Origin of the sequence: Sinorhizobium sp. 8-89 (assembly GCF_030124325.1) — a bacterium.
Lineage (GTDB): Bacteria > Pseudomonadota > Alphaproteobacteria > Rhizobiales > Rhizobiaceae > Sinorhizobium.
Genome location: NZ_JASKLR010000005.1, coordinates 221,655 through 245,913 on the forward strand (window position 1 = coordinate 221,655; position 24,259 = coordinate 245,913).

Consider the following 24,259-nt stretch of genomic DNA (forward strand, 5'->3'; position numbering starts at 1 on the left):
ATCTCTCGCCTACTCCTTCAAAGACGGCTGATGGAAAGCCCGCCATCGGCCTGGATGACCGAGCCCGTGGCGAAGCCGAACTGCCCGCCGGCGAGCCCGGCGACGATCCTGCCGATGTCGTCGGGCTCTCCCCATCGCCGCATCGGCACCAGGCCATCTGCAATCAGGGCATCGTATTTGCCGGAAACCGTTGCGGTCATGTCCGAACGGATGATGCCGGGACGGACTTCGAAGACTGAGACACCGGTCTCCGCCAGTCTCAGTGCCAGACCCTGGCTGAAGGCGGCAAGTCCCGCCTTGCTCATGCAGTAATCGAGCCGTTCCGGCGATGTCATCGCCGCCGAGACCGAGGTGATGTTGATGATCGAGCGCGGGCCGACCGCCTTTGTCCCGAGCATCGCCTTCAACACCGCCTGCGTGAAGAAAACCGTGCCGCGCAGGTTGATGCCGACGATGGTGTCGAAATTCTCTGGCTTCAGATCGAGGAAATCACCGCGGACGACGGAAGCGATCCCGGCATTGTTGACGAGGCAATCGATCCTGCCGAACGCGTCAATTACCGCGTCCACGGTCGCCTGATGGGTGGAAAGATCGGCGAGATCGGCCTGGAGAAAGATCGCACGCACGCCGTACGTCCCGAGTTCCGCGAGCACGGATGCTACACCATCGGCATCGCCGATGCCTGTGATGGCGATGTCAAAGCCGCTTGCCGCGAGCGCCCGGGCGATGCCGAGGCCGATGCCACGTCGGCCACCGGTGACGATCGCGACGGGACGTGCTTTCTCCGTCATGGCCGAAGGTCCTCTTTAATGATGTGATCCGCGACGCGCAGCGCCTGCGCCGCGACCGTCAGCGCCGGGTTCACCGCTGCGGAAGTCGGCAGGAAGCCGGCGTCGACGACGAAAAGGTTCGGGTGATCGAATGCGCGGCAATAGACGTCGAGTGGCGCCTCACCCGGATTCTTGCCGATCCTGACGGTGCCGCACTGATGCGACGGCGTGCGCTTGTCGAAGGCCCGCGCGAGAACGACCGGGAAGCCGGCTTTTCTCAGCACCGCCTTCAACTTGGCGACGAGATCGAGATGCGCCTGCCAATTGGTGCGCACCCATTTCAGTACCACGCGGTCGCCTTCGACCATGACCCGGCTGTCCGGCGACGGCAGGTCCTCGCTCATGGCGTAAAAGTCGATGCCGCGGGCCGAGATCTGGTTCAGCAGCCATTCAGGAACGGCCGGCATGTTCGCCTTCAGGATCGCGCCCGAGACCCGGCCGAGAAGCTGGATATTGCCGAGCGGCGGCCCCCCTGCCCCATCCGAAAGATAGAAGTCGTTGAGACCGAAGGTCTTCTGATAGATGGAATCGTTGCGGTACCAGGGGCTGAGCGCAATCACCGCACTCGAATTGTGATTCATGAAATTGCGCCCCACCTGGTCGGATCGGTTTGCAAGCCCCGCCGGATTGCCGTCATCGGCGGAGCGCAATAGCAGGACAGCCGATTGCACGGCCCCGGCCGACAGGATGACGAGCTTCGGCCAAACGCTGTGCTCTACCCCTTCCTTGACGTAGTAAACGGTCTCGATCGCCTTGCCGTCCGGCGCGGTCGCAAGCCGCGTCACGCGCGAACCGGTTTGCAGCCGGACGTTCGGATATTCGAGTGCTGCGGTTAGCGCCGCCGTCTCCGCATCCATCTTGCCGTCGAAGCTGTTCGGATGCGCATCCCAAGGGGTCTTGCCCTTGGCGAGCCAGCGCTCGATGTCGATGCCGAGCGGCAGCGAATAGGGATGCAGGCCGATTTCCTCCAAGCGCTTGCGAACCTTGGCGATAGCCGGTTCATCCGCCACGGGCCCATGAGGATAATCGTGCGAGTGCGCCGGCTCGGTCGGATCTTCACCGAGCCTCCCGCGCACCTGATAGAGCGCCTCCGCCCTGGAGTACCACGGCTCGAGCTCCTCGTAGGGAAACGGCCAGGCGGGCGAAACCCCGTCCCGATGCGGCATCTCCTCGAAATCCTCGCGGCGATAGCGGGTCAGCACCGCGCCGTAGAATTTCGAGTTGCCGCCGACATTGTAGTAATTGCCGGGATTGAAGCCGACGCCGCCGGCCTCGTACCAGGTTTCCTTCGGCCGGAAATGGCCGCGCTGGAAGATCGCCCTCTGGTCACGGTTTTCCGGACGGTCCTCGATGTGACCGCCCGCCTCGAGGATCAGGATCTCGGCGCCCGACGGGGCGAGTCCCGTCGCCACGGTCGCGCCGCCGATCCCCGATCCTATGATGACGATATCCGGCTCAGTCCGCATCGCCATGCTCACGCGATCCGCATCTGGCTCTGCGGATCGAAGAACACCGCCTTGTCGAGGTTGAAGGCGAGCCGCGACGTTTGACCGGGTGCAATGCGCGCGTCGGCGCGCAGCCGGGCGACGATTTCCTTGCCGCCGAGACGCGTGACCGCAAAGGTGTCGGAGCCGGCCGGCTCGACCACCTCGATCAGGCACTCGCCTTCCGCGACATATTTCGCGTTGCGGTCGGCACCATCGGGATCCGTCAGCGCCTCTGGCCGGATGCCGAACACGACATCCTTGCCGGCATAGGCGGACAGGGCGCCGTTATGCGGCACGGCAAGCTTCAATGGCTCGGCGTTCGGCCGTGCCAGCGTGACTGCGACGTCGGCGCCGGTCTTTTCGATGCGGGCGGTCAGCAGGTTCATCGCCGGCGACCCCATGAAATCGGCGACGAACATGTTGGCAGGGTTGTTGTAGATCTCGGCCGGCGAGCCGAACTGCTGCAGCACCCCGTCCTTCAAGACGGCGATCTTGGTGGCGAGCGTCATCGCCTCGATCTGGTCGTGCGTCACGTAGACGATCGTCGTCTTCATCCGGTGATGCAGGCGCTTGATCTCGGTGCGCATATCGACGCGCAGTTTCGCATCGAGGTTCGACAGCGGTTCGTCGAAGAGGAAGACCTGCGGATTGCGCACTAGCGCGCGGCCCATGGCGACGCGCTGGCGCTGGCCACCGGAAAGCTGGCTCGGCTTGCGATCGAGCAGATGGCCGATCTGCAGCATGTCGGCGACCTGCTTGATCGCCTTCTCGCGCTCCTCCTTCGGCACGCCGCGGATTTCCATGCCGAAGGCGATGTTTCCGGCGACCGTCATGTTCGGGTAGAGCGCGTAGGACTGGAACACCATGGCGATATCGCGCTTCGACGGGTGGAGCCCCGAGACCGACCGGCCGTTGATCGCAATGTCCCCCGAGGTGATCGGTTCCAGGCCCGCGATGGTGTTCAGGAGGGTCGACTTGCCGCAGCCCGACGGACCGACGAGGACGAGGAAACCGCCCTTCTCGATCTCCAGATTGATGTCCTTGAGGATTTCAAGAGAGCCGTAGGACTTGCGCAGGTTGCTGATTTTCAAGAAAGACATGAGCTTATCCTTTCACGGCGCCGGACATCAGCCCGCGGACGAAGTAGCGGCCGGACACGATATAGACGATGAGCGTTGGCAGGGCGGCGAGGATCGCGCCCGCGAAGTGGACGTTGTATTCCTTGACCCCCGTGGACGACGAAACCAGGTTGTTGAGCGCGACCGTCATCGGCGTCGAAAAGGGTCCCGAGAAAGAGGCACCGAACAGGAAGTCGTTCCAGATATTGGTGAACTGCCAGATGACCGAGACGACGATGATCGGCCCGGAAGACGGCAGCATGATGCGCCGGAAGATCTGGAAGAAGCTCGCGCCGTCGATCTGCGCCGCGCGCACCAGTTCGGTCGGGAAGGCCTCGTAGTAGTTGCGGAAATAAAGCGTCGTGAAGCCGATGCCATAGACCACATGCACGAGGATCAGCCCCCAGATCGACCCGGCAATGCCTAGCACGCCGAGAATGCGCGCCATCGGGATCAGCACGATCTGGAACGGGATGAAGCAGGAGAGCAGCAGCATTCCGAAGAAGATGTTTGCTCCCGGAAAGCGCCACTTCGTCAGCACGTAGCCATTGAGCGCGCCGATGATCGTCGAGATGGCGACCGCCGGGACCACCATCAGGATCGAGTTGATGAAGAAGGGACGAAGGCCCGTCGGCTGAACGCCGATCTGCGCGGTCGACCAGGCGGAAAGCCAGGGCTCGACCGTCCAGGTCTCAGGCAGGTTCAGCATGCCGCCCTGGCGGATTTCATCGAGCGGCTTCAGCGAATTCACCACCATCACGTAGAGCGGCAGCAGGGAGTAGAGCGCAAAGAGGATCAGCGCCGTGTAGATCAGTGCCCGCGCCAGGCGGTTGTGCGAGATGACATTGTCTGGGCTGGGAGCTCTCATTGGCGTTTTCCTCCCCGGATTTCGGAATAGAGGTAGGGAATGATGATCGAGAAGATCATCACCAGCATGATGATCGCCGAGGATGCGCCGATGCCCATCTGGTTGCGGGTGAAGGTATAGGAATACATGAAGGTCGCCGGCAGTTCGGTCGCCTGGCCCGGCCCGCCGCCGGTCAGGGCGATGATCAGGTCGTAAGCCTTGATCGCAAGATGGGCGAGGACGACGAAGGCCGAGAGGAAGACGGGCCGCATCAGCGGAATGATGATGCGCCGGTAGATGGTCGACGTCTTCGCTCCGTCAATCTGGGCGGCCTTGATGATTTCATTGTCGACGCCGCGCAGGCCAGCCAGGAACATCGCCATGATGAAGCCGGTCGATTGCCAGACGGCGGCGATGACGACGCAGTAGATCGCGAAGTTGCGGTCCTTGATCCAGTTGAAGGAGAAGCTCTCCCATCCCCAGAGATGCATGGTGTTCTCAAGCCCGATGCCCGGATCGAGGAACCACTTCCACGCCGTTCCGGTGACGATGAAGGAAAGCGCCATCGGGTAGAGATAGATCGGCCGAAGGAACCCCTCGGCCCTGATCTTCTGGTCGAGCAGGATGGCCAGCGCCAGGCCCAGCACCGAGCAGATGGCGATATAAAGCGTCGCGAAGATCGCGAGGTTGCTGACCGCCCGCCACCAGTGCGGCAGGGCCCAAAGCCGGCTGTAATTCAGCAGGCCGACGAAATTGTAGGACGGCAGCATCTTGCTGTCCGTCATCGAGAGGAAGCCGGTATAGGCTATGAAGCCGTAGACGAACACCAGAACTATGAGAAAGCTGGGGGCGAGCACGAGCTTGGGCAAAAGCTCCTGCAGCCGGGTGCGGCTATCCATGATCGTTACCACCGTTGACGTATCGTTTCGTTCGTTCCGCGCGTCTGCCCCCTCAACCAGGCCCTCTCCCCGCGAGCAGGGAGAGGGACAGAGGTGCGCCAGCTCGCCCCAAAAGGGGCAAAGGGGAGCGCCGGAGCGGGCCGCCCTCGTCCCTTCTCCCCGTGAGCGGGGAGAAGGTGCCGGCAAGCGGATGAGGCAAATCCCTCGTCCGCTTACTTCGCGGCCTCGACCGCCGCGGCGAGTTCCTTCACAGCGTCTTCCGAGCTGAGCTCGCCGTTGAACTGACGCGTCACAACGTCGTAGATCGCGTTTTTGACGGACGCCGGGTTGGCGTGGCCATGGGCCATGGAGCCGTAAAGCGTGCCCTTGGCATTGGCTTCGGCAAGGTCCTTGATGCCCTTCTTACCGCAGGCGTCGAAGTCGGTATCCGGAACGTCGGTACGGGCCGGAACGGACCCCTTGACGACGTTGAAGGCCGACTGGAAGGTCGGGCTTTCGATGGCCGAAGCCATCTGCAGCTGAGCCGGAACCTTGTCTTCCGAGACCTTGAACATGGCGAACTGGTCGGAGTTGAAGGTGACGGACCCTTGCGTTCCCGGGAAGCGTATGCAGACGAAATCGGTACCCGGCACCTTCTTCGCCTTCAGGAACTCGCCCTTCGCCCAGTCACCCATGAACTGCAGGCCGGCCTTGTCTTCGATGACCATGGCCGATGCGAGGTTCCAATCGCGGCCGGAGAAGTTGTCGTCGACATAGGAACGGAGCTTCGTCATGCGATCGAAGGCTTCCTTCATCTTGTCGCCGCCGAGGGCCGCCGGATCGAGGTCGATGAAGGCCTGCTTGTAGAAGTCGTTGCCGAGCGAGAGCACGACCGCGTCGAAGATCGTCGCGTCCTGCCAGGGCTGGCCACCATGGGCGACCGGCGTGATGCCCTGCTCCTTGAACTTGTCGAGCAGCGCGATCAGTTCATCCCAGCTAGTCGGCTCCTTGCCGCCGGCCTTGTCGAGTGCAGCCTTGTTGATCCAGACCCAGTTCGTCGAATGGACGTTGACCGGAGCGGCGATCCAGTGGCCGTCATATTTCGAGAATTGCTGCAGCGCGGTTGGAACCACCTTGTCCCAGCCTTCCTTGGCGGCAATCTCGTCGAGGTTGCCGAGCGCGCCTTCCTTTGCCCAGTCGAGAATGTCGAAGCCGAGCATCTGCACCGCGGTCGGAGCATTACCGGAGGTGACGCGGGCGCGAAGCACGGTCATCGCTTCGGTGCCGCCGCCGCCGGCGACCGGCATGTCGGTCCAGCCGATGCCCTTGCCCTCCAGATCCTTTTTGAGAACATCGAGTGCCGCAGCCTCGCCACCGGACGTCCACCAGTGCAACACTTCCACGTTCTCTGCTGCGCGCGCGGCTGTCGCCGCCAACATCAGTGCTGCAACAGCTGTCGTCGTCATCAACTTGCGCATCGTTATCCTCCCGTTTGCAAGTTACCGAAGCGGAATCTCCTCCGCCTTTTTTGGATGCCGCCCGTCTTCACCGGACGGCAATGGGCCTGCGGCATGCGCCGCCCGGCCAATTTAAAACGTTACAAATACCGCCAAGTCAAGCGCTCGGGACCGTTGCGCAGTCTTGGCACCTAAACCGACTGAATTTGCTGGATTATACGGCATCACAGGTATAGTGCAGCGCAACAAAATCGGCTCCGTTCGTCCATTTAAAACGTTTTCATCATACGATTGCCTAATGGGTCGCGTCACGTTACAAAACCGCTCTTGATCGTTCGCAGGAAAGAACCATTGGCCGCTCGCTCCAAATCCGTCAGGTCCGGCAACGGCCCGGCAAACAGCCGCGGCAAGCCGACGCTGCGCACCATTGCGGACATCACCGGTCTTGCCGTCACCACCGTGTCGCGGGCACTGGCCAACGCCCCGCAGATATCGCTCGAGACGCGCAACCGTGTTCGCCAGGTGGCGCTCGATATCGGTTACTCGCCCGACCGCGCCGCCCAGCGCCTGAAAACCGGTCGCACCAACGTCATCGCGGTCCTGCTCGAGCCGCACGAGGAAATCCTGGGTTACGGAACATCCGTGATGGCCGGCATCGCCAAGGCGCTGCAAGGCACGTCGTACCACCTGATCGTCATGCCGAATTTCCTGAACGCCGCGAATATCGATGCGATCAACTACATCATCCGCAACAGCATGGCGGACGGCTTGATCTTCTCGCGCACCGAACCACTCGATCCGCGGGTCATGCTGCTCTCCGAAAACGGCTTCCCTTTCGTCACGCATGGCCGCACGGAACTCGCGACGGCGCATGCCTTCGTCGACTACGACAATTTCACTTTCGCCTACGAGGCGACGCGCCGGCTGATCGCAAAAGGACGGCGCAAGCTGGCGCTCATCAGCGGCCCCGCGGGCTACACCTTCGCCGGCCACATCCAGCACGGCTTCATGACCGCGGTGCGCGAGGCCGGCTGCGCCTATGAAATTCTTTCCGACATCGATCTGGACAGCCCGGCGGGCGCCATCCGCGACCGCATTCGGCGACGTTACGCGGAAAAGGACCCTCCGGACGGTTTCGCCTGCGGCGGCGAGGTCTGCGCGCTCGCAACGATCACCGGCATGACCGACTGCGGCCTGACGCTTGGGCTCGAATACGACATCGTCGCCAAGCAGACGTCGCAGCTGCTGGGCGCGATCCAGCCGCAGGTCGACACGATCTACGAGGATCTGACCGCAACCGGCGAGCATATGGGCCGCATCCTCCTGCGCCGTATCGCCGGCAGCACGGACGTCAATGAACTGCAATTGCTGCTGAGTCCCGAGCTTCCCTTCGAGACGCAAGCCGCGGGCGCGGCGGGCTGAAGACGGCAAGAAGGGCCGGCGCGCACGGGCGTTCGGATATCGCCTCTCGATCTTTTCCGCGCGTGCCGTCAGCCTCTCCATCTTCAGCTCCTCCGGATCCGATCTCAGCGCGGCATCCACCAGCTGGTGCGCTGGCCGATATGCATGTTGAGCGTCTTGGTCTCCGTGTAGTCCTCGACCGCATGACGTCCGAGCTCGCGGCCAAGGCCGGATTGCCGGTAGCCGCCGAAGGGCAGCTCCGATGCACCGTCCATGAAAGTGTTCATCCAGATCGTGCCGGCGCGCACGCGGCGGCCGATGGTGAGACAGGTATCGAAATCGCGGCTCCAGACGCCGGCCGAAAGCCCATAGTCGATGGAGTTGGCGATGCGGATCGCCTCCTCCGTCGTCTCGAAGGTGAGGACGGAGAGGACCGGACCGAACACCTCTTCCCGGGCGACCGCCATTTCCGGCCGGACGGCCGAGAGGATCGTCGGCGCCATGAACTGCCCCATGCCGAGATCGAGCGCCGCGCCGCCGTGGGCAACGGTCGCGCCATCGCCCGACGCGGCGGAAACATAGCCGGCGATCTTTTCGAGATGCTGGGGCGTGATGATTGCACCAACCTGCGTTTCGGGATCAAGCGGATCGCCGACCTTCACTTTTGCCGAGAGTGCCGCGACGCGCGCGGTGACCTCGTCGGCGATGTCGCGGTGGAGGATCAGCCGCGAGCCGGCATTGCAGCATTCGCCAGCATTGAAATAGGCACCGAAGACGGCGGCATCGATGAACTCATCGAGACTGGCATCGGGAAAGACGATCTGCGGGTTCTTGCCGCCGAGTTCGAGCGAGACCTTTTTCAAGGTCTGCGCGGCATTCGCCATGGTGAGCCGGCCGACGCCGGTCGAACCGGTGAAGGAAACCATGTCGACGTCCGGATGGCTCGTCAGCGGCGCACCAGCCTCCGACCCCGTGCCGACGATGATGTTGACGACACCGGCCGGCACGCCCGCCGCCTCGAGAATTTCACCGAGAACGAGCGTAGACGCGGAGGTGAGCTCCGACGGTTTCACCACCGTCGTGCAGCCCGCGGCGAGCGCGAACGGCAGCTTCTGGCTAACGATCAGGAACGGAAAATTCCACGGCGTGATGATCGACACGACGCCGATCGCCTCGCGCAGCACGACGCCGAGCGTGCCGTCCCCAAGCGTATTGTAGCTTTCCCCGGAGAGATCACGCGCAAGTGCTGCGGCATAGCGCCAGATATCGGCGGCACCCGCCATTTCGCCCTTGGCCTGGCTGATCGGCTTGCCCGATTCGATCGCATCGAGAAAGGCGAGTTCATCGGCGCGCGCGGCGATCATGTCGGCGGCGCGCAGCAGGATCAGCGACCGCTCCGACGCGGTCATGCGCGGCCAGGGACCATCGTCGAACGCACGCCTTGCCGCCGCGATCGCGCGTTCGGCATCGACCTTCGTCGCCGCCTGATAGCGGCTGACGGTCACGCCATGGCCAGGCGCCACCCGCTCGATCGTGCGGCCTTCGGCGCCATCGACCCACTTGCCGTCGATCAGCATTCGGAATTCGCGGATCTTGTAATCGCCGAGTGCCTTGGGTCTCACCGGAACCGTCATCACCATTCTCCCTTGAAGCGCGCTTCGCGCTTTTCACTGAAGGCTGCGACGCCCTCCTTGAGATCGCCGGTCTTGGCAACAAGGATCGAGCCCAGCGCCTCGACCGCCGCGCCGTTGTCCTCGCCGTTCGCCGAGGCGATCATCAGTTTCGATATTTCCAGTGCCGCCGGCCCGCGGCTTGCGATGCGGGCGGCATAGTCCCGCGCTGCCTGCATTACCGTGCCGGTCTCGACCACGGCATCGACCAGCCCCTCGGCCCTCGCCTCCTCTGCGGAGAACATCTCGCCACCGAGCACCATGCGCCGCACGATCTGCGCACCGAAGCGGGAGACCAGGCGCTGCGTGCCGGACCAGCCAGGCACCATGCCGAGGCTTGTTTCCGGCAGGCCGATCTTCACCTGTCTTTCGGCGATGCGGATGTCGGCCGTCGCGGCCAGTTCCAAGCCGCCGCCAAGCGCATGACCGTTGAGCGCCGCGATCACCGGCATGCGCAAGGTGGCGAGTCGCTCGAAAACGCGGTGGCCGAAGCGCACCCAGTCATGGCCGAATTCGGCCGCATCCATGCCGCCCCAAGCCTTGATATCGCCGCCGGCGGAGAAGGCCTTGCCCTCGCCGGTAAGGATCGCGACGCGCACATTGCGGTCCGCCTCGACCGCGTCGCAGGCGGCAGCGAGCGCCTTCAACATATCGATGTCGAAGGCGTTGAGCTTTTCAGGCCTCGACGCGGTCATGATGGCGACCGCGCCTTCGACCTCGATCCGGATGCGTTCGTCAGCCATGGGCGCCTCCCGCGATGCTCCGCGCGGCCTTGGCCGGCAAAGTCAGACCGAGGGGCGCCTCGTTGAACAGGGCGCCATCCATCACTTTCAAGCTGTCGGAGACGATCAGCGGAAATTCCGATTGGTCGAGAATGTGTACCTGCAGATCCGCACCCGGCGCGATTTCCGTCAGAACGATGCCCTCGGGCGTCAGCTTCATCACGCAACGCTCGGTGACATAGGTGACGTCCTGCCCCTGCTCGACCGCCCGGCGACCGGAGAAAGTGACGTGCTCGACCTGATCGACAAGCTTTTTCAGCTTGCCTTCCCTCTCGATCACGAGCCGGCCGTCGGCGACCGAGAGTTTCGCGCCGGCATTGAACATGCCGGAGAAGACGATCTTCTTCGCCCGCGCGGTGATGTCGACGAAGCCGCCGGCGCCGGCCGTCACATGCGGCCGGAAACTGAGCTTCGAGACGTTAACCGAGCCGGTACGATCGATTTCCAGGAAGGAAAGCAGCGACGCATCAAAGCCCGCGCCCTGGAAATAGGTGAACTGGTAGGGCGACGGCATGAAGGCGTCCGCATTCGATGCGCAACCGAAGGCGAAATCGAGGAGCGGCACGCCGCCGACGGCCCCCTGCTCGATCACCCAGGTGACCGCCCCATGCAGGCCTTCTTCCAGCAGGATGCGCGGCACATTCGCGGAAATTCCGAAACCGAGATTGACCGCACTGCCCGCTTCGAGCTCTTGCGCGACGCGGCGGGCGATCACCTTCTGAATGTTGAATTCGGGAACGCGGAAACTATCGAGCGGGCGGAAGATCTCGCCGGAAATGGCGGGATCGTAAAGCGTCTGCGTCGTCTGCTTCTGGTCCGGATCGACGACCACATAGTCGATCAGCACGCCCGGCACGCGGACGTCATGGGGTTTCAGCGAGCCTTCCTTGGTGATGCGCTTGACCTGGGCAATGACGATGCCGCCGTTGTTGCGTGCGGCAAGCGCCTGGTCCAGCCCGCCGAGATAGGCGCCCTCATGCTCGTAGGTCAGGTTGCCGCGCTCGTCCGCCGTCGTCGCCCGGATGATCGCCACCTGAGGCGCGATCGCCTTGAAATAAAGCCAGTCCTCGCCCTCGAAGGCGATCTTCTTCACCACCGGCTCCGCCGCGGCGGACGCGTTCATGGCACAGCCTTCGCGTGACGGATCGACGAACGTATCGAGCCCGATCTTGGTCATGACGCCCGGGCGTTTCGCCGCCGCCTCGCGGTGCATGTCGAAGAGAATGCCGGAAGGAATGTTGTAGGCGGCCACTTCGTCGGCACCGATCATCTGCCAGATCAGCGGCGGTTCGGCGCTGGACGGACCGGAGGGATAGGATCCGCCGATGATCTTCTTCAGGAGGCCTCTCTTGGCGATGTAATCGACACCCTTGATCCCACTCATGTCACCGGCCGCGATCGGATGCAGGGTCGTAAGGTCGCGCGGATGGCCGGTCGCGTCGAAGCGCTCGCCGATAGCCTTCAGCATCAGGTCCGGGCAGCCGAGGCCGCTCGAGGAGGAGACTGAAACGACCGCGCCGTCTGGTATCAGGGCCGCCGCTTCCGCCGGTGAAATGTGCTTGCTCATGGAGTTCAAAGTCCCGTTTCGATCTGGACGGCCATGCCGGTGGCCGCCGCCTTCGCCACCGCGAGGCCGGCCGCCAGCGACCAAACTCCGTCTTCGCCGGTGGCGGACGGTGCGCCCTTCCCCTCGATCGCGGCGTGGAAGGCCGCAAGCGCCGTCTCGTAGAGATTGCGGTGATCGAGAGGCAGTTCGCTCTCGCCCTCTTCATTGCGCAGCACGACGGTGCCGACGGGCCGCTGCGTCATCACGTTGCGACCGATCAGCGAGCCTTCGGTGCCGTGCACTTCGAGGCCGGTCTCGGCGTATTTCGTGGTGAAAGCATCGTGGAACTGGGCGATGACACCCGAACGGAAGCGCAAGACCCCCATCACGCCGTCCTCCAGCCCCTCCTTGCCCATGCCGGCGCTATGGCTGATCGCCACCGCCTCGATCGGCTCGTCGTTAAGGATGAAGCGCAGCGTGTCGGCGTCGTGCACGGTGATGTCGAGGATGACGCCACCACCCGCCTCCGGCTTGTCGAGCCGCCAGCCCTGCAGATGCGGCGGCAGATAGACGGCGTGGAACACCCGCGCCGCAATCGGCCTGCCGATCCGGCCTGCGGCGATCGCTTCGCGCATGGCCCGATGTGTGGCGGCGTTGCGTAGATGATGATTCGTGCCGAGCACGACGCCAGCCTCGCACGCGGTCAGCACCATTTCGCAGCCGTCGTTGAGATTCATCGCCAGCGGCTTCTCACAGAGAACGTGCTTGCCGGCACGGATCGCCGCCAGCGCCTGATCGTGATGCAACTCGTTGGTTGTCGAGATGTAGACGGCATCGACATCCGGGTCGCCGACGAGCTCGTCGAGGCTCGTCACGGCCTTGGCGATGCCGTTTTCCGCCGCGTAAGCCTGGCCCCGCTCCGCGCTCGAACTCATCACCGAGACGACGTCTCCGCCCGTCGCGCGGATGGCTCCGATTACCCACTCGCGCGCGATCGTGCTCGCGCCGATCAATCCCCAGCGAATCATGACGAGACCTCCTTCATTCTTCGTTCGGCCGCTGCGCCGCAGCTCTGGCGAACGACAAGCCGCACCGAGCTGACGATCGCCTCCGGTTCCGCGCGGCCCGCTTTGATCTGCTTCAAGAGCAATTCCGCCGCGTGCTCGCCCATGCCCTGCGGGTCGACGGAGACCGTGGTGAGCGCGGGCACCGCCGTCTTCGCCTCGATCACGTCGTCGAAGCCGATCACGGCAAAATCCGCCCCCGGCTCCAACCGCCGTGCCCGCAAGCCGTCGCAAACCCCGAAGGCGACGGCGTCGTTGAAGCAGAGCGCCGCGGTCGGCCGCTCTTTCAGCATCATCGCCTGCTCGATGGCCGTGACGCCGCCGGCGCGCGACGGCGCGGAACCGATGACCAGCTCATTTTGCGGGCCGAGTCCGGCCTCAAGCAGCGCATCCCGATGGCCGCGCACGCGTGACTTGAAGACAGCGGTATCGGCAAAGCCGCCGAGAAAGGCGATGCGGCGGTGGCCGCGCTCGATCAGGTGACGGACGGCGGCGACAGCGCCGGCGTGATTGTCCGAGGTCAGCGAGGAAACGCCGGCACCGGTAATATCGCGAACGACGAGCACGACGGGAATGCCGCTCTCGACGAGCGGCGCGAGATCGGAGGCTTCGGTTCCACGCGCCGGCGAAATGATGAGACCTGACACGCCGTGCTCGCGCATGGACGCGATCACCTCGCGCTGGCGCTCGATTTTTTCACTGGTATTGGCGAGGAATTGCACGAAACCGGCAGACTGCACGACGGCATCGACACCGACTGCGAGTTCAGCGAAGAAGCTGTTGGTCAGGTCATTGACGACGATGCCGATGATCTTCGACTTCGACTGGCGCAAATTCGCGGCGCTGCGGTTGTAGACATAGCCAAGCTCGCGGATCGCCGCGTTCACCTTCGCCCGCGTCGCCTCATTGACGAGGGAGCTCCCCTGCAGGACGAGCGACACGGTCGATTTCGACACGCCGGCGGCGCGCGCTATATCGATAACCGTTACCCGTTCCTTCGCCACGATGACCTCCCAATTCACGTCTTACCTTCTTAGTAATTGGAACGTTCCAATTCCGTCAAGTACTTTCTATTCACTTTTTTCATGCGCGTCGGCATGGAGTAACGGAAATCCGGATCGTACGAGTTCCTGCAAAATTGATAAGCCGTGCAGAGAATTAGCTGAGAAACCATGCGGGTTGGCGCTTACACGACGACTGGACGGATGATCGACTCTGGGCCGCTAATTGATCAAACGCCGAGCAGCTCGCCGATTTTGATCTTGAAATTTGGAACGATCTAAATTATCCAGTGACCGCAACATAAGTGGAGGATCCATGCCGATGACCAGCCTGACGCTACCGCGCCAAGACGGCTCGCTCGAACATTACCGGCTGCAGGGGACGCCCATCGCCCGGCCCGCCCAGGTTCCGACCTTCAACCGCATCGCCTACGCGGCCGCCCATGTCGTCTCCGATCCGCTGCGCGATAGTGATCCGTGGGGAAGGCCGGCGATCGACTGGGACGCGACAATGGCCTTTCGCCATCACCTCTGGAGCCTCGGCTTCAAGATCGCCGAGGCGATGGACACCGCCCAACGCGGCATGGGGCTTGCCTGGCCGGACGCGCAGGAACTGATCCGCCGTTCGCTTGCCGAGGCGAAGAGCGTTCCGGAAGCCGATCTCGCCTGCGGCGCCGGCACCGACCATCTTTCTCCCGACGCGGCGCGTTCGATCGAGGATGTCATCGCCGCCTACGAGGAGCAGATCGGCTTCGTCGAGGCCGAGGGCGGCCGGGCGATCATGATGGCGAGCCGTGCTCTGGCCCGTATTGCACGATCGGCCGACGACTACCGCCGTGTCTACGGCCATATCCTGCGCCAGGCCAAGGACAAGGTGGTGCTGCACTGGCTCGGCGACATGTTCGACCCGCAGCTAGGGGGTTACTGGGGCTCGGAGAATTTCGAGGAAGCGCTGGAATCGGTGCTGTCGATCATCTCCGAGAACAGTACCAAGGTCGAAGGCATCAAGATTTCTCTCCTCGACAACGCCAAGGAAGTGGCGCTGCGCAATGGCCTTCCGGAGGGCGTGCTCTGCTTCACCGGCGACGATTTCAACTACGCGAAACTGATCGAGGGGGAGGGCCAGAAATACAGCCATGCGCTGCTCGGTATTTTCGACGCCGTGGCGCCTTCCGCTTCGAAGGCGCTTGCCGCCTTGGCAGAAGGCGATGTCACCACCTTCCGCGGCGTGATCGAGCCGACCGTACCCTTGTCGCGCAAGATCTTTGAGGCGCCGACGCAATACTACAAGGCCGGCGTCGTCTTCCTCGCCTGGCTGAACGGCCACCAGCGTCACTTCACCCTGCCGGCCGGCCTGCAATCCGCCCGCGGGCTCCTGCACTATGCCGACATCTTTCGCCTGGCCGACCGGGCCAATGTGCTCGACAAACCAGAGCTCGCGGCGGCGCGGATGCGCAATTTTCTCGCCGTCCTCGGTGTCGAACAGGCGGACTAAGAGCGAGATGAGGAAAAGTGTGAGCGGTTTTCCGCGCGCATCCCGCTCTAACTTATTAGAATCAATCACGTTTATGATTTCAGGTCGATTCGACCTAAAATCATCGTGATCTAAGAAGCGGGCGAGGGCGGCGCTAGGGCCGCCAGCCCCTTCTTCTTCAGCATCGCATCCGGGCTCGGCAGCTTGCCGCGGAAAGCCTTGTAGGCGTCCTCCGGATCGACGGCACCGCCGACCGAATAGATGTTGTCCTTGAGCTTCTGCGCGGTCTGCGGATCGAACGGATTGCCTGTTTCCTCGAAGGCGGCGAAGGCGTCGGCGTCGAGCACCTCCGACCACATGTAGGAATAGTAGCCTGCGGAATAGCCATCGCCGGAAAAGACGTGCAGGAAATGCGGACTGCGGTGGCGCATGACGATCGATTTCGGCATGCTGATCCTTTCGAGCGTCGCCGCTTCCAGTGCCATGGGTTCGGCGATGGTCTCCGCCGTGTGATAGGCCATGTCGACCAGCGCCGAGGAGGTGAATTCGACCGTGGCGAAACCGGAATTAAAGGTCCTCGCCGCCAGCACCTTTTCGAGCAGGGCCTGAGGCATCGGTTCGCCCGTCTGGTAATGCACCGCATAGGTCTTCAGGATATCCGGAACGGTCAGCCAATGCTCATAGAGCTGCGACGGCAGCTCGACAAAATCGCGCGAAACGCCGGTGCCGGCTACGGAAGGATAGGTGACGTTGGAGAGCATGCCGTGGAGCGCATGGCCGAACTCGTGGAACAGTGTTCGGGCATCGTCGATCGAAAGCAGGGCCGGCTTGCCGTCGGCCGGTTTCGCGAAGTTGCAGACATTGTAGACGATCGGGATTTCACCTTCCTCGCCATTCTTCAGCTTCAGCTTATGCTGGGCCTGGAATGAACTCATCCATGCGCCGGAGCGCTTGGAGGAACGGGCGAAGTAATCGCCCAGGAAGAGCGCGACCAGCTTGCCGGAGGCGTCGCGGATCTCGAAGACGCGGACATCTGGATGATAGGCAGGAATGCCCTTCTTCTCCGTGGCCGTTACGCCGAAGAGACGCTGGGCGACATCGAAGCAGGCGTCTATGATCTTCTCGAGCTGGAGATAGGGCTTCAGCTCGCTTTCGGAGAAGTTGAATTTTTCCGCCCTGAGCTTTTCGGCATAATGGCGCCAATCCCACGGCATGACCTCGTGATTGCGCCCTTCCGCGGCAATCAGTTTGGCGAGATCCGCCTCTTCCTCGCGGGCGCGCACGACTGCCTTCTCCCAGACCTGCATCAAGAGGCCGTTCACGGCCTCGGGCGTCTTCGCCATGGTGTCGTCGAGCTTCAGTGACGCGAAATTCTCGTATCCGAGCAGTATTGCCTTCTCCGCCCGGAGCGCCAGCGTCTCGGCGATAATGCCGAGATTGTCGGTCTCGCCGCCGTTTTCGCCGCGGGCGGTCCAGGCCCTGAATGCCTGTTCGCGAAGCTCGCGGTTGTCGGAGAAGGTCAGGAACGGCTCGATGATCGAGCGAGACAGGGTGACCGCGTATTTGCCCTCTTCACCTCTGTCGCGGGCCGCCGCCGCCATCGCATCCTTGAGGAATTCCGGAAGGCCGGCGAGTTCCTCTTCGCTCGCCAGCAACAGCGCCCAGTTCTTCTCGTCGGCAAGCACGTTCTGGCCGAACTTGGCGCCGAGGCCGGCAAGCTTCTCATTGATGGCGGCAAGCCGCTCCTGCTCCGGCTTGTCGAGCTTGGCGCCGGACTTGACGAAGCCCTTCCAGTGGCGTTCGAGGACACGCGTCGCCTCAAGGTCGAGGCCGAACTCTTCGCGCTTCTCCCACAATGTGTCGATGCGCCTGAACAGGGCCGGATTCATGCCGATCTTCGAATAATGCCGCGACATCTTCGGCGCAATCTCGCGCTCGAGCGCCTGGATCACGTCGTTGGCATGGGCGCCGGCCTTGTTCCAGAAGAGCGCCGAGACACGCGAAAGCTCGTCTCCGGCGATTTCGAGGGCGACGACCGTGTTTTCGAAGGTCGGCGGTTCCGGATTATGGGCGATCGCATCGATCTCCGCTTCGTGGGCTGCGAGCGCCGCATCGAAGGCAGGTGCGAAATCTTCGTCCTTCACCGCATCGAAGCGCGGCAGCCCCTCGTGTCCGGTCCAGTTCACAAGAGCGGGGTTGAGCGAAGCGCTTGCAGTCATGGGGATTCCTTTCGCATGCTGGGCCGGCGGATGCGGGCGCTAGCCGGCGGAGATGTTTGAAGTGGTTGGCAATCTGACCAACGTCAAGGCTTGCGCACGCCGAAAAGGCCGGGCGCCGCATGCCAGACCGCCTGTGCGGCAAAGCCGATGAACAGAAGACCGGAGAGCCGGACAATGGCCAGCTCGTGACGGCGATAGAATCGGCGAACGACGGAAGCGCCGATGATCGCGATCAGAATTACATCGGCGACGAGGAAACCGATCAGCGACACTGCGAGCAGCATCGGCAGGGCGTTGAACTCGAGCGCGTTGGCTGAACCGGCGAGCAACGCCGTGAACGTCGCCAGCGCCACCGGATAGCCTTTGGGATTGGTGAGCCCGAAAATCAGGCCGCGGCGCAGCGGCCGTTCCACGGTCAGCAGAACGCGGTTCTCGCCCTTCGGCCGGGCGCGGAGCGCGGTCCAGCCGATCCAGGCAAGATAGGCGCCGCAGAAGAGGCCGAGAATATCGAAGATCGCCGTTCCGATCGACCGCGCCCCGACGATCGCGACGAGCGCCAGCGTCGACCAGACAATGTCGCCGGCGAGATGCCCGCCCATGAAGAGCGCGCCGGCCTTGCGGCCCTGGCCGGCGCCGATGCCGAGGAGCGCCAGAAAAGCGGGGCCGGGGATCAGCGTATAGGAAAGTGCTGCGAGAAAGGCACCGACAAGAAGCGTCTCGGACATCTGGAAAATCTCCGGTTGAGTGCGGCCATTCGAGCCGCAGCGCGCGATTCCGTCAAGCGGAAACGGAGAGGGCCGGGCGAGCCGGCGCGCACAAATCTTTCGTCGACGCGATTTCCCTCGATACGAAGTTGCGCTAGAACGCGCCCGAGTTTTTTCCCGCGAGAAGGACTATCCATGACTGTGCGCAATCTCTTCCTTCTGCCCGGCGACGGCATCGGCCCGGAAGCCATGGCGGAAGTCCGCAAAATCATCGCCTACATGAACGCCGAACTCGGTGCCGGCTTCGTGACGGATGAAGGCCTCGTGGGCGGCTCCGCCTATGACGCCCATGGCGTGGCGATCTCGGAAGGGGACATGGCGAAGGCGCTCGCCGCCGATGCCGTGCTCTTCGGCGCCGTCGGCGGACCGAACTGGGATGCGGTTCCCTACGAGGTGCGGCCGGAAGCCGGCCTGCTGCGCCTGCGCAAGGATCTGGAGCTCTTCGCCAATCTGAGGCCCGCCATCTGCTATCCGGCGCTTGCCAACGCCTCGTCGTTGAAGCCGGAGCTGGTCGAAGGACTCGATATCCTCATCGTTCGCGAACTGACCGGCGGCGTTTATTTCGGCGAGCCGAAGGAGATCATCGATCTCGGCAACGGCCAGAAGCGCGGCATCGACACGCAGGTCTACGACACCTACGAGATCGAGCGCATCTCGGGTGTCGCCTTCGAGCTGGCGCGCACGCGAAAGAACCGCGTCTGCTCGATGGAAAAGCGCAACGTGATGAAATCCGGCGTGCTCTGGAACCAGGTGGTTACCGAGACGCACAAGACGAAATACTCCGATGTCCAACTCGAGCATATGCTGGCGGATGCCGGCGGCATGCAGCTCGTGCGCCAGCCGAAGCAGTTCGATGTGATCGTCACCGACAATCTCTTCGGCGACATGCTTTCCGACGTCGCCGCCATGCTGACCGGTTCCCTCGGCATGCTGCCGTCGGCTTCGCTCGGCGCGCCTGATCCGAAGACCCGCAAGCGCAAGGCACTCTACGAGCCCGTGCACGGCTCGGCGCCGGACATTGCCGGCAAGGGCATTGCCAACCCGATCGCCATGATCGCTTCCTTCGCCATGTGCCTGCGCTATTCCTTCAGCCTCGTGAAGGAAGCCGACAATCTGGAAAAGGCGATCGCCAACGTGCTCGACAAGGGCATCCGAACCGGCGACATCATGGCCGACGGTTGCCGCCAGGTCGGCACCACCGAGATGGGCGACGCGATCCTTGCCGAGTTCAAGGCGCTTACCGTCTGACCGGCGCACCGGCATCTGACGTTTCTTTCGGCTCATGCCGATGTGGTCCGATGAACAAGCACCTCCGGAGACGTTCCGGAGGTGTTTTATATTTGGGTCTTGATTTCGTTGCATCCGGTTTCACATGCAGGAGGATGCAAAGGAAAGACGAGATATGAATCAACCGCTTGCTTCCACGGCCTGGATATTCCTGACGACTCTGGTGCTCGTGCTTGCCCTCGTTCCCTTCGATCCGCAACTGTCGCAATGGGCGCAGGACCTGCCGGAAGAAATCGTCGCCTTCAACCGGACGATTACCGATTTCGGCACATTTGCCTGGATGATCTATACTTCTGCCTTCCTGCTGCTGGTCGCCTACATTGCCCGGCGCGCCTCGCGTCACGACACGGTTCGGCACCGAGCGAGAAGCGCGCGCAATCTGTCCGCCTATTTTCTTCTGACGATCGGCACCGCAAGCGTGCTGGTGCACGGGCTGAAATTTCTGATCGGCCGGGCGCGGCCGGAACTTTTCGCCGACTACGGCGCCTACAGCCTGACGCCGTTTACCGGTGAACGATTGTTTGAAAGCTTCCCGTCGGGCCATTCGATGGCGGCCGGCGCCCTTTTCGGCGCCTTCGCGATGCTGATGCCGCAGTTGAGACCCGTGTTTCTGATACTGGCATTGGCAATCGGCGTTTCGCGCGTAATCGTCGGCGCACACTATCCGAGCGATGTTGCCGCCGGCCTGCTGCTCGGCCTCTGGGTCGCGATGATGATCGCGTTCGTTTTTGCCCGGCAAGGCTGGCTCTTCCGCCTGGACGCGAGCGGCTGGCCGGCACCGAAAAACGCGACCTCCCAGCAAGTGGACAAATAAAAAGCCGGCGCGGAAGGCCGCGCCGGAGTCAGGAGAGGTCGTTCGGCGAGATGAGGAACGGGGTCTCCGCCCGCATCCCGCGTCGTGATTTTGGTTGCCCCACTCAGTCCATTACGTGGATATCGCGATCCTTGGTTTCCGGCAGGAACAAGAGGCCGATGACCAGCGTGATGCCGGCGAAGACAATCGGGTACCAGAGGCCATAATAGATATCGCCCTGCGCCGCGCTCATCGCGAAGGCCGTTGCCGGGAGCAGACCGCCGAACCAGCCGTTGCCGATGTGGTAGGGCAGCGACATGCCGGTATAGCGGATGCGGGTCGGGAAGAGTTCGACCAGGAGCGCGGCGATCGGCCCGTAGACCATCGTCACATAGATGACGAGAACGGTCAGCACGGCGATGATCGTCGTCCAGTTGACGCGGTCCGGATCGGCCACCATCGAGAAGGCCCCGCCCTTGTCGATCGAATAGACCGCCATTTCCGTGGCGCCGCCGACTTCTTCCTTGGTCAGCAGCTTGTCGGCAACCAGCTTGTCGGCCGGTACCGTGGCCTTTTCGCCGGCGCGGACAGCAGCCGCGTCAAGCGCCAGTTCCGGATTGGCCGCGACGAAGGCGTCGAGCTTGGATTCCGGAACCTTCGCCGCCGCACGCACCAGCGGATAGCCGGAAGCCTGAAGCGCCATGTTGACCTGCTTGCTGAAGGCCGCATCCTCTGCCTTGGCCTTGTCCCCCGCGGCGACCGCATCGTAGCTGGCAATCGTCGTTTCACCGATCTTGACGGTCGCCGGCGTTCCGGCAGCAGCCGTCGTCACGACGTCATAGGGAACGGAGTTCTTCGTCAGGAACGCGGTAGCAATGTCGCACGAGGTCGTGAATTTTGCCGTTCCGGTCGGGTTGAACTGGAATTTGCAGTCGCCCGGCGCCGCGGTAACCGTTGCGCGGACACTTTCCTGTGCTTCGGCAAGGGCAGGGTTGCCGGCCCAGGTCAGCGCCTTGAACAGCGGGAAATAGGTGAGCATGGCGAGCAGCAGGCCGGCCATGATGATCGGCTTGCGGCCGATCTTGTCGGAAAGCCAACCGAAGAAGACGAAGAAACCGGTACCGAGGAGCAGCGAGGCGGCAACCATCAGGTTCGCCGACTGACCGTCAACCTTGAGAACGCCCGTCAGGAAGAACAGCGCGTAGAATTGACCGGAATACCAGACGACGGCCTGGCCGACCACGGCGCCGAAAAGAGCGAGAAGCGCGATCTTGGCGTTCCTCCACTGGCCGAAGGCCTCCGACAGCGGCGCCTTCGAGCCCTTGCCTTCTTCCTTCATCTTCTTGAAGGCCGGCGATTCGTTCATCTTCAGGCGGATCCAGACGGAAACACCAAGAAGCGCGACGGAGACCAGGAACGGAATGCGCCAGCCCCAGGCCGCGAAGGCTTCCTTGCCGACGAGGAACTGCACGAACAGGATGACCACCAGCGAGAGGAACAGGCCAAGCGTTGCGGTGGTCTGGATCCACGAGGTGAAATAGCCGCGGCGTCCATGCGGCGCGTGTTCGGCGACGTAGGTCGCTGCACCGCCGTATTCGCCACCGAGGGCGAGGCCCTGAAGCATGCGCAGCACGAGCAGCAGGATCGGAGCAGCGATGCCGATCGAAGCGGCTCCCGGCAGGATACCGACCAGGAAGGTCGACAGACCCATGATCAGAATCGTCACGAGGAACGTATACTTGCGGCCGACGAGATCGCCGAGACGACCGAAAACGAGCGCGCCGAACGGGCGCACCAGGAAGCCCGCAGCGAACGCAAGCAGGGCGAAGATGTTTCGCGTCGTTTCGGGGTACGAGCTGAAGAAGGTCGCGCCGATATAAACAGCAAGCGAGCCATAAAGATAGAAATCGTACCATTCGAAGACGGTACCGAGCGATGAAGCGAAGATGACCTTCTTCTCCTCGCCGGTCATAGGACGGGCTTTTGCGCCATCCACGGTTGCGACATTCGCCATTTTGATGATCCTCCACTCCAAAATTGGCATATATTGGAGCGCCCATTCCCAGGCCCGGCCATTCCTCCCTGAACGTCCGGGCGTGGTGCGCCTCGCAAGAAGATGTCAGAAAAGCGCGGACCGAGGCAGAGATGCTTTGGGCTTATGACTTTCGTCTAATGCGGCGATCGGGCGCGATCCCGAAGCTGGGATCACGCAATAGTGTGGCGCGGTTTCCGTTCTTTCCAGCGCTGGCGAATAGCCAGCGATGGCGGCAAACGCCGGCGGCGGCTTGACTCTTGCCGAAAACCGCGTAAGAGCAGCGGCGAACGAGGAAACCGCAATGCGACCGAACGGTCCGTCCATCGCTGCGTCGATCTTGCCGGCAGTCGCCGGGCAGGCTCGCTATTTCTCGCTCGCTAGCAAAACAACGGCCAAAACGACGACGAAAACCGTCTGACGTCTCTGGCCCTCCGCTCTCTCCCCGGTAAGGCCGGGGACAGGAAACCTCGCGGACTTCCCGCGCGGCTTCCCCCTCCACCAGACGAGGAGAGACAGAAAGAGAGCTTAGATCATGGGTTTCAAGATTGCAGTCGCAGGCGCCACCGGCAATGTCGGCCGGGAGATGCTGAACATCCTTTCGGAACGCGGATTTCCCGCCGATGAAGTTGTGGCGCTCGCCTCGTCGCGCTCCATCGGCACCGAAGTTTCCTATGGCGACAAGACGCTGAAGGTTTCCAACCTCGAAACTTATGATTTCTCCGATACGGACATCTGCCTGATGTCGGCCGGCGGCGCGGTTTCGCAGAAGTATTCGCCAAAGATCGGCCAGCAGGGCTGCGTCGTCATCGACAATTCTTCCGCTTGGCGCTACGACGCCGACGTACCGCTGATTGTTCCGGAAGTGAACCCGGATGCGATCGCCCTTTTCTCCAAGAAGAACATCATCGCCAACCCGAATTGCTCGACGGCCCAACTCGTCGTAGCGCTGAAGCCGCTGCATGACCACGCCAAGATCAAGCGCGTCGTCGTTTCGACCTATCAGTCGGTCTCTGGCGCCGGCAAGGACGGCATGGACGAGCTTTTCAACCAGACCCGCGCCGTCTTCGTTGCCGATCCGATCGAGAGCAAGAAGTTCACCAAGCGGATCGCCTTCAACGTCATCCCGCACATCGACGTGTTCATGGAAGACGGTTACACCAAGGAAGAGTGGAAGGTTCTGGCAGAAACCAAGAAGATGCTCGATCCGAAGATCAAGGTGACCTGCACGGCCGTGCGCGTACCGGTCTTCATCGGTCATTCGGAATCGGTCAATATCGAATTCGAGAATGAAATCACCGCCGACGAGGCGCGCGAGATCCTGCGCGAAGCGCCGGGTTGCCTGGTCGTCGACAAGCATGAGAACGGCGGCTATGTGACGCCTTACGAATGCGCTGGCGAAGACGCGACCTATATTTCGCGCATCCGCGAGGACGCCACGGTCGAGAACGGCCTTAACATGTGGGTTGTCTCCGACAACCTGCGCAAGGGCGCCGCGCTCAACGCCATCCAGATCGCCGAGCTGCTTGTCAATCGCGGTCTGGTCAAGCCCCGCAAGCAGGCCGCCTGACCGGCCCCGCTCGGGACTGAAGTAAGGCCCCGCCCGGTC

Annotated in this window: 19 protein-coding genes; 5 read left to right on the top strand and 14 right to left on the bottom strand. The window is 62.7% G+C overall.

The window, feature by feature from the left end; genetic code table 11:
• Positions 1-17 precede the first annotated feature (17 nt).
• The 6 genes from QN219_RS13285 to QN219_RS13310 form a co-directional block, all read right to left on the bottom strand.
• The gene (locus QN219_RS13285) at positions 18-791 is read right to left on the bottom strand and encodes a 3-ketoacyl-ACP reductase (RefSeq protein WP_284000157.1); all 774 of its coding nucleotides are present in this window, start codon (positions 789-791) and stop codon (positions 18-20) included.
• On the bottom strand, positions 788-2,296 hold the full coding sequence (locus QN219_RS13290) for a GMC family oxidoreductase (RefSeq protein WP_284000301.1): 1,509 nt from the start codon (positions 2,294-2,296) through the stop codon (positions 788-790). Before QN219_RS13290 ends, QN219_RS13285 begins: the two co-directional genes overlap by 4 nt.
• Positions 2,297-2,304: 8 nt before the next feature.
• Entirely contained in the window at positions 2,305-3,417 is a 1,113-nt protein-coding gene (locus tag QN219_RS13295) for an ABC transporter ATP-binding protein (RefSeq protein ID WP_284000159.1), read from the bottom strand.
• A 4-nt stretch (positions 3,418-3,421) separates the two neighbouring features.
• Positions 3,422-4,303: a carbohydrate ABC transporter permease gene (locus QN219_RS13300; protein ID WP_269280203.1), complete on the bottom strand. Its 882-nt coding sequence runs from the start codon at positions 4,301-4,303 to the stop codon at positions 3,422-3,424.
• Positions 4,300-5,181 (bottom strand): carbohydrate ABC transporter permease, encoded by an 882-nt coding sequence (locus QN219_RS13305; protein ID WP_173508653.1) that lies wholly within the window; start codon positions 5,179-5,181, stop codon positions 4,300-4,302. The genes QN219_RS13300 and QN219_RS13305 overlap by 4 nt, the downstream gene beginning before the upstream one ends.
• 212 nt (positions 5,182-5,393) lie before the next feature.
• Positions 5,394-6,638: an ABC transporter substrate-binding protein gene (locus QN219_RS13310; RefSeq protein WP_405052136.1), complete on the bottom strand. Its 1,245-nt coding sequence runs from the start codon at positions 6,636-6,638 to the stop codon at positions 5,394-5,396.
• 330 nt (positions 6,639-6,968) lie between these two features.
• Between QN219_RS13310 and QN219_RS13315 the strand changes: the two genes are divergently transcribed.
• Positions 6,969-8,039 (top strand): LacI family transcriptional regulator, encoded by a 1,071-nt coding sequence (locus QN219_RS13315; RefSeq protein ID WP_284000160.1) that lies wholly within the window; start codon positions 6,969-6,971, stop codon positions 8,037-8,039.
• Between the two features lie 104 nt (positions 8,040-8,143).
• Here QN219_RS13315 and QN219_RS13320 read toward each other — a convergent pair whose 3' ends face one another.
• The 5 genes from QN219_RS13320 to QN219_RS13340 are packed head-to-tail and all read right to left on the bottom strand — an operon-like array spanning position 8,144 to position 14,084.
• Positions 8,144-9,652 carry an aldehyde dehydrogenase family protein gene (locus QN219_RS13320; protein ID WP_284000161.1) on the bottom strand — a complete coding sequence of 503 codons (1,509 nt, stop codon included), beginning with the start codon at positions 9,650-9,652 and terminating at the stop codon, positions 8,144-8,146.
• On the bottom strand, positions 9,652-10,431 hold the full coding sequence (locus QN219_RS13325) for an enoyl-CoA hydratase/isomerase family protein (protein WP_284000162.1): 780 nt from the start codon (positions 10,429-10,431) through the stop codon (positions 9,652-9,654). Before QN219_RS13325 ends, QN219_RS13320 begins: the two co-directional genes overlap by 1 nt.
• The gene (locus tag QN219_RS13330) at positions 10,424-12,037 is read right to left on the bottom strand and encodes an acyl CoA:acetate/3-ketoacid CoA transferase (RefSeq protein ID WP_284000163.1); all 1,614 of its coding nucleotides are present in this window, start codon (positions 12,035-12,037) and stop codon (positions 10,424-10,426) included. Before QN219_RS13330 ends, QN219_RS13325 begins: the two co-directional genes overlap by 8 nt.
• Before the next feature lie 5 nt (positions 12,038-12,042).
• A complete protein-coding gene (locus tag QN219_RS13335) occupies positions 12,043-13,044 on the bottom strand; it encodes a Gfo/Idh/MocA family oxidoreductase (RefSeq protein ID WP_284000164.1) in 1,002 nt (333 codons plus the stop codon).
• Positions 13,041-14,084, bottom strand: a complete 1,044-nt coding sequence (locus tag QN219_RS13340) for a LacI family DNA-binding transcriptional regulator (protein ID WP_284000165.1) — start codon at positions 14,082-14,084, stop codon at positions 13,041-13,043. The genes QN219_RS13335 and QN219_RS13340 overlap by 4 nt, the downstream gene beginning before the upstream one ends.
• A gap of 319 nt (positions 14,085-14,403) precedes the next feature.
• Between QN219_RS13340 and QN219_RS13345 the strand changes: the two genes are divergently transcribed.
• Complete coding sequence (locus tag QN219_RS13345) at positions 14,404-15,576, top strand: dihydrodipicolinate synthase family protein (RefSeq protein WP_284000303.1); 1,173 nt, start codon at positions 14,404-14,406, stop codon at positions 15,574-15,576.
• A 110-nt stretch (positions 15,577-15,686) separates the two neighbouring features.
• Here the strand turns inward: QN219_RS13345 and QN219_RS13350 are convergent, their stop codons facing one another.
• Both QN219_RS13350 and QN219_RS13355 read right to left on the bottom strand, forming a co-directional pair.
• The gene (locus QN219_RS13350) at positions 15,687-17,774 is read right to left on the bottom strand and encodes a M3 family metallopeptidase (protein WP_284000166.1); all 2,088 of its coding nucleotides are present in this window, start codon (positions 17,772-17,774) and stop codon (positions 15,687-15,689) included.
• Positions 17,775-17,857: 83 nt separating this feature from the next.
• Positions 17,858-18,499, bottom strand: coding sequence for a LysE family translocator (locus tag QN219_RS13355; protein ID WP_284000167.1), 642 nt, complete (start codon positions 18,497-18,499; stop codon positions 17,858-17,860).
• Positions 18,500-18,673: 174 nt separating this feature from the next.
• Here QN219_RS13355 and leuB point away from each other — a divergent pair, with 174 nt between their 5' ends.
• Both leuB and QN219_RS13365 read left to right on the top strand, forming a co-directional pair.
• Complete coding sequence (gene leuB / locus QN219_RS13360) at positions 18,674-19,786, top strand: 3-isopropylmalate dehydrogenase (RefSeq protein ID WP_284000168.1); 1,113 nt, start codon at positions 18,674-18,676, stop codon at positions 19,784-19,786.
• A gap of 154 nt (positions 19,787-19,940) precedes the next feature.
• Positions 19,941-20,639, top strand: a complete 699-nt coding sequence (locus tag QN219_RS13365; protein ID WP_284000169.1) for a phosphatase PAP2 family protein — start codon at positions 19,941-19,943, stop codon at positions 20,637-20,639.
• Between the two features lie 103 nt (positions 20,640-20,742).
• On the opposite strand, the gene QN219_RS13370 is transcribed toward QN219_RS13365, so the two are convergent.
• Entirely contained in the window at positions 20,743-22,632 is a 1,890-nt protein-coding gene (locus QN219_RS13370; protein ID WP_284000170.1) for an MFS transporter, read from the bottom strand.
• Positions 22,633-23,185: 553 nt separating this feature from the next.
• On the opposite strand from QN219_RS13370, the gene QN219_RS13375 reads away from it, so the two are divergent.
• The gene (locus tag QN219_RS13375; RefSeq protein WP_269280170.1) at positions 23,186-24,220 is read left to right on the top strand and encodes an aspartate-semialdehyde dehydrogenase; all 1,035 of its coding nucleotides are present in this window, start codon (positions 23,186-23,188) and stop codon (positions 24,218-24,220) included.
• Positions 24,221-24,259 lie beyond the last annotated feature (39 nt).

Bases quoted from the DNA above. Each gene is read 5' to 3' on its own strand.
- QN219_RS13285 (WP_284000157.1), bottom strand. From the start codon at position 791: ATGACGGAGAAAGCACGTCCCGTCGCGATCGTCACCGGTGGCCGACGT.
- QN219_RS13290 (WP_284000301.1), bottom strand. From the start codon at position 2,296: ATGCGGACTGAGCCGGATATCGTCATCATAGGATCGGGGATCGGCGGC.
- QN219_RS13295 (WP_284000159.1), bottom strand. From the start codon at position 3,417: ATGTCTTTCTTGAAAATCAGCAACCTGCGCAAGTCCTACGGCTCTCTT.
- QN219_RS13300 (WP_269280203.1), bottom strand. From the start codon at position 4,303: ATGAGAGCTCCCAGCCCAGACAATGTCATCTCGCACAACCGCCTGGCG.
- QN219_RS13305 (WP_173508653.1), bottom strand. From the start codon at position 5,181: ATGGATAGCCGCACCCGGCTGCAGGAGCTTTTGCCCAAGCTCGTGCTC.
- QN219_RS13310 (WP_405052136.1), bottom strand. From the start codon at position 6,638: ATGCGCAAGTTGATGACGACGACAGCTGTTGCAGCACTGATGTTGGCG.
- QN219_RS13320 (WP_284000161.1), bottom strand. From the start codon at position 9,652: ATGACGGTTCCGGTGAGACCCAAGGCACTCGGCGATTACAAGATCCGC.
- QN219_RS13325 (WP_284000162.1), bottom strand. From the start codon at position 10,431: ATGGCTGACGAACGCATCCGGATCGAGGTCGAAGGCGCGGTCGCCATC.
- QN219_RS13330 (WP_284000163.1), bottom strand. From the start codon at position 12,037: ATGAGCAAGCACATTTCACCGGCGGAAGCGGCGGCCCTGATACCAGAC.
- QN219_RS13335 (WP_284000164.1), bottom strand. From the start codon at position 13,044: ATGATTCGCTGGGGATTGATCGGCGCGAGCACGATCGCGCGCGAGTGG.
- QN219_RS13345 (WP_284000303.1), top strand. From the start codon at position 14,404: ATGACCAGCCTGACGCTACCGCGCCAAGACGGCTCGCTCGAACATTAC.
- QN219_RS13350 (WP_284000166.1), bottom strand. From the start codon at position 17,774: ATGACTGCAAGCGCTTCGCTCAACCCCGCTCTTGTGAACTGGACCGGA.
- QN219_RS13355 (WP_284000167.1), bottom strand. From the start codon at position 18,499: ATGTCCGAGACGCTTCTTGTCGGTGCCTTTCTCGCAGCACTTTCCTAT.
- leuB (WP_284000168.1), top strand. From the start codon at position 18,674: ATGACTGTGCGCAATCTCTTCCTTCTGCCCGGCGACGGCATCGGCCCG.
- QN219_RS13365 (WP_284000169.1), top strand. From the start codon at position 19,941: ATGAATCAACCGCTTGCTTCCACGGCCTGGATATTCCTGACGACTCTG.
- QN219_RS13370 (WP_284000170.1), bottom strand. From the start codon at position 22,632: ATGGCGAATGTCGCAACCGTGGATGGCGCAAAAGCCCGTCCTATGACC.
- QN219_RS13375 (WP_269280170.1), top strand. From the start codon at position 23,186: ATGGGTTTCAAGATTGCAGTCGCAGGCGCCACCGGCAATGTCGGCCGG.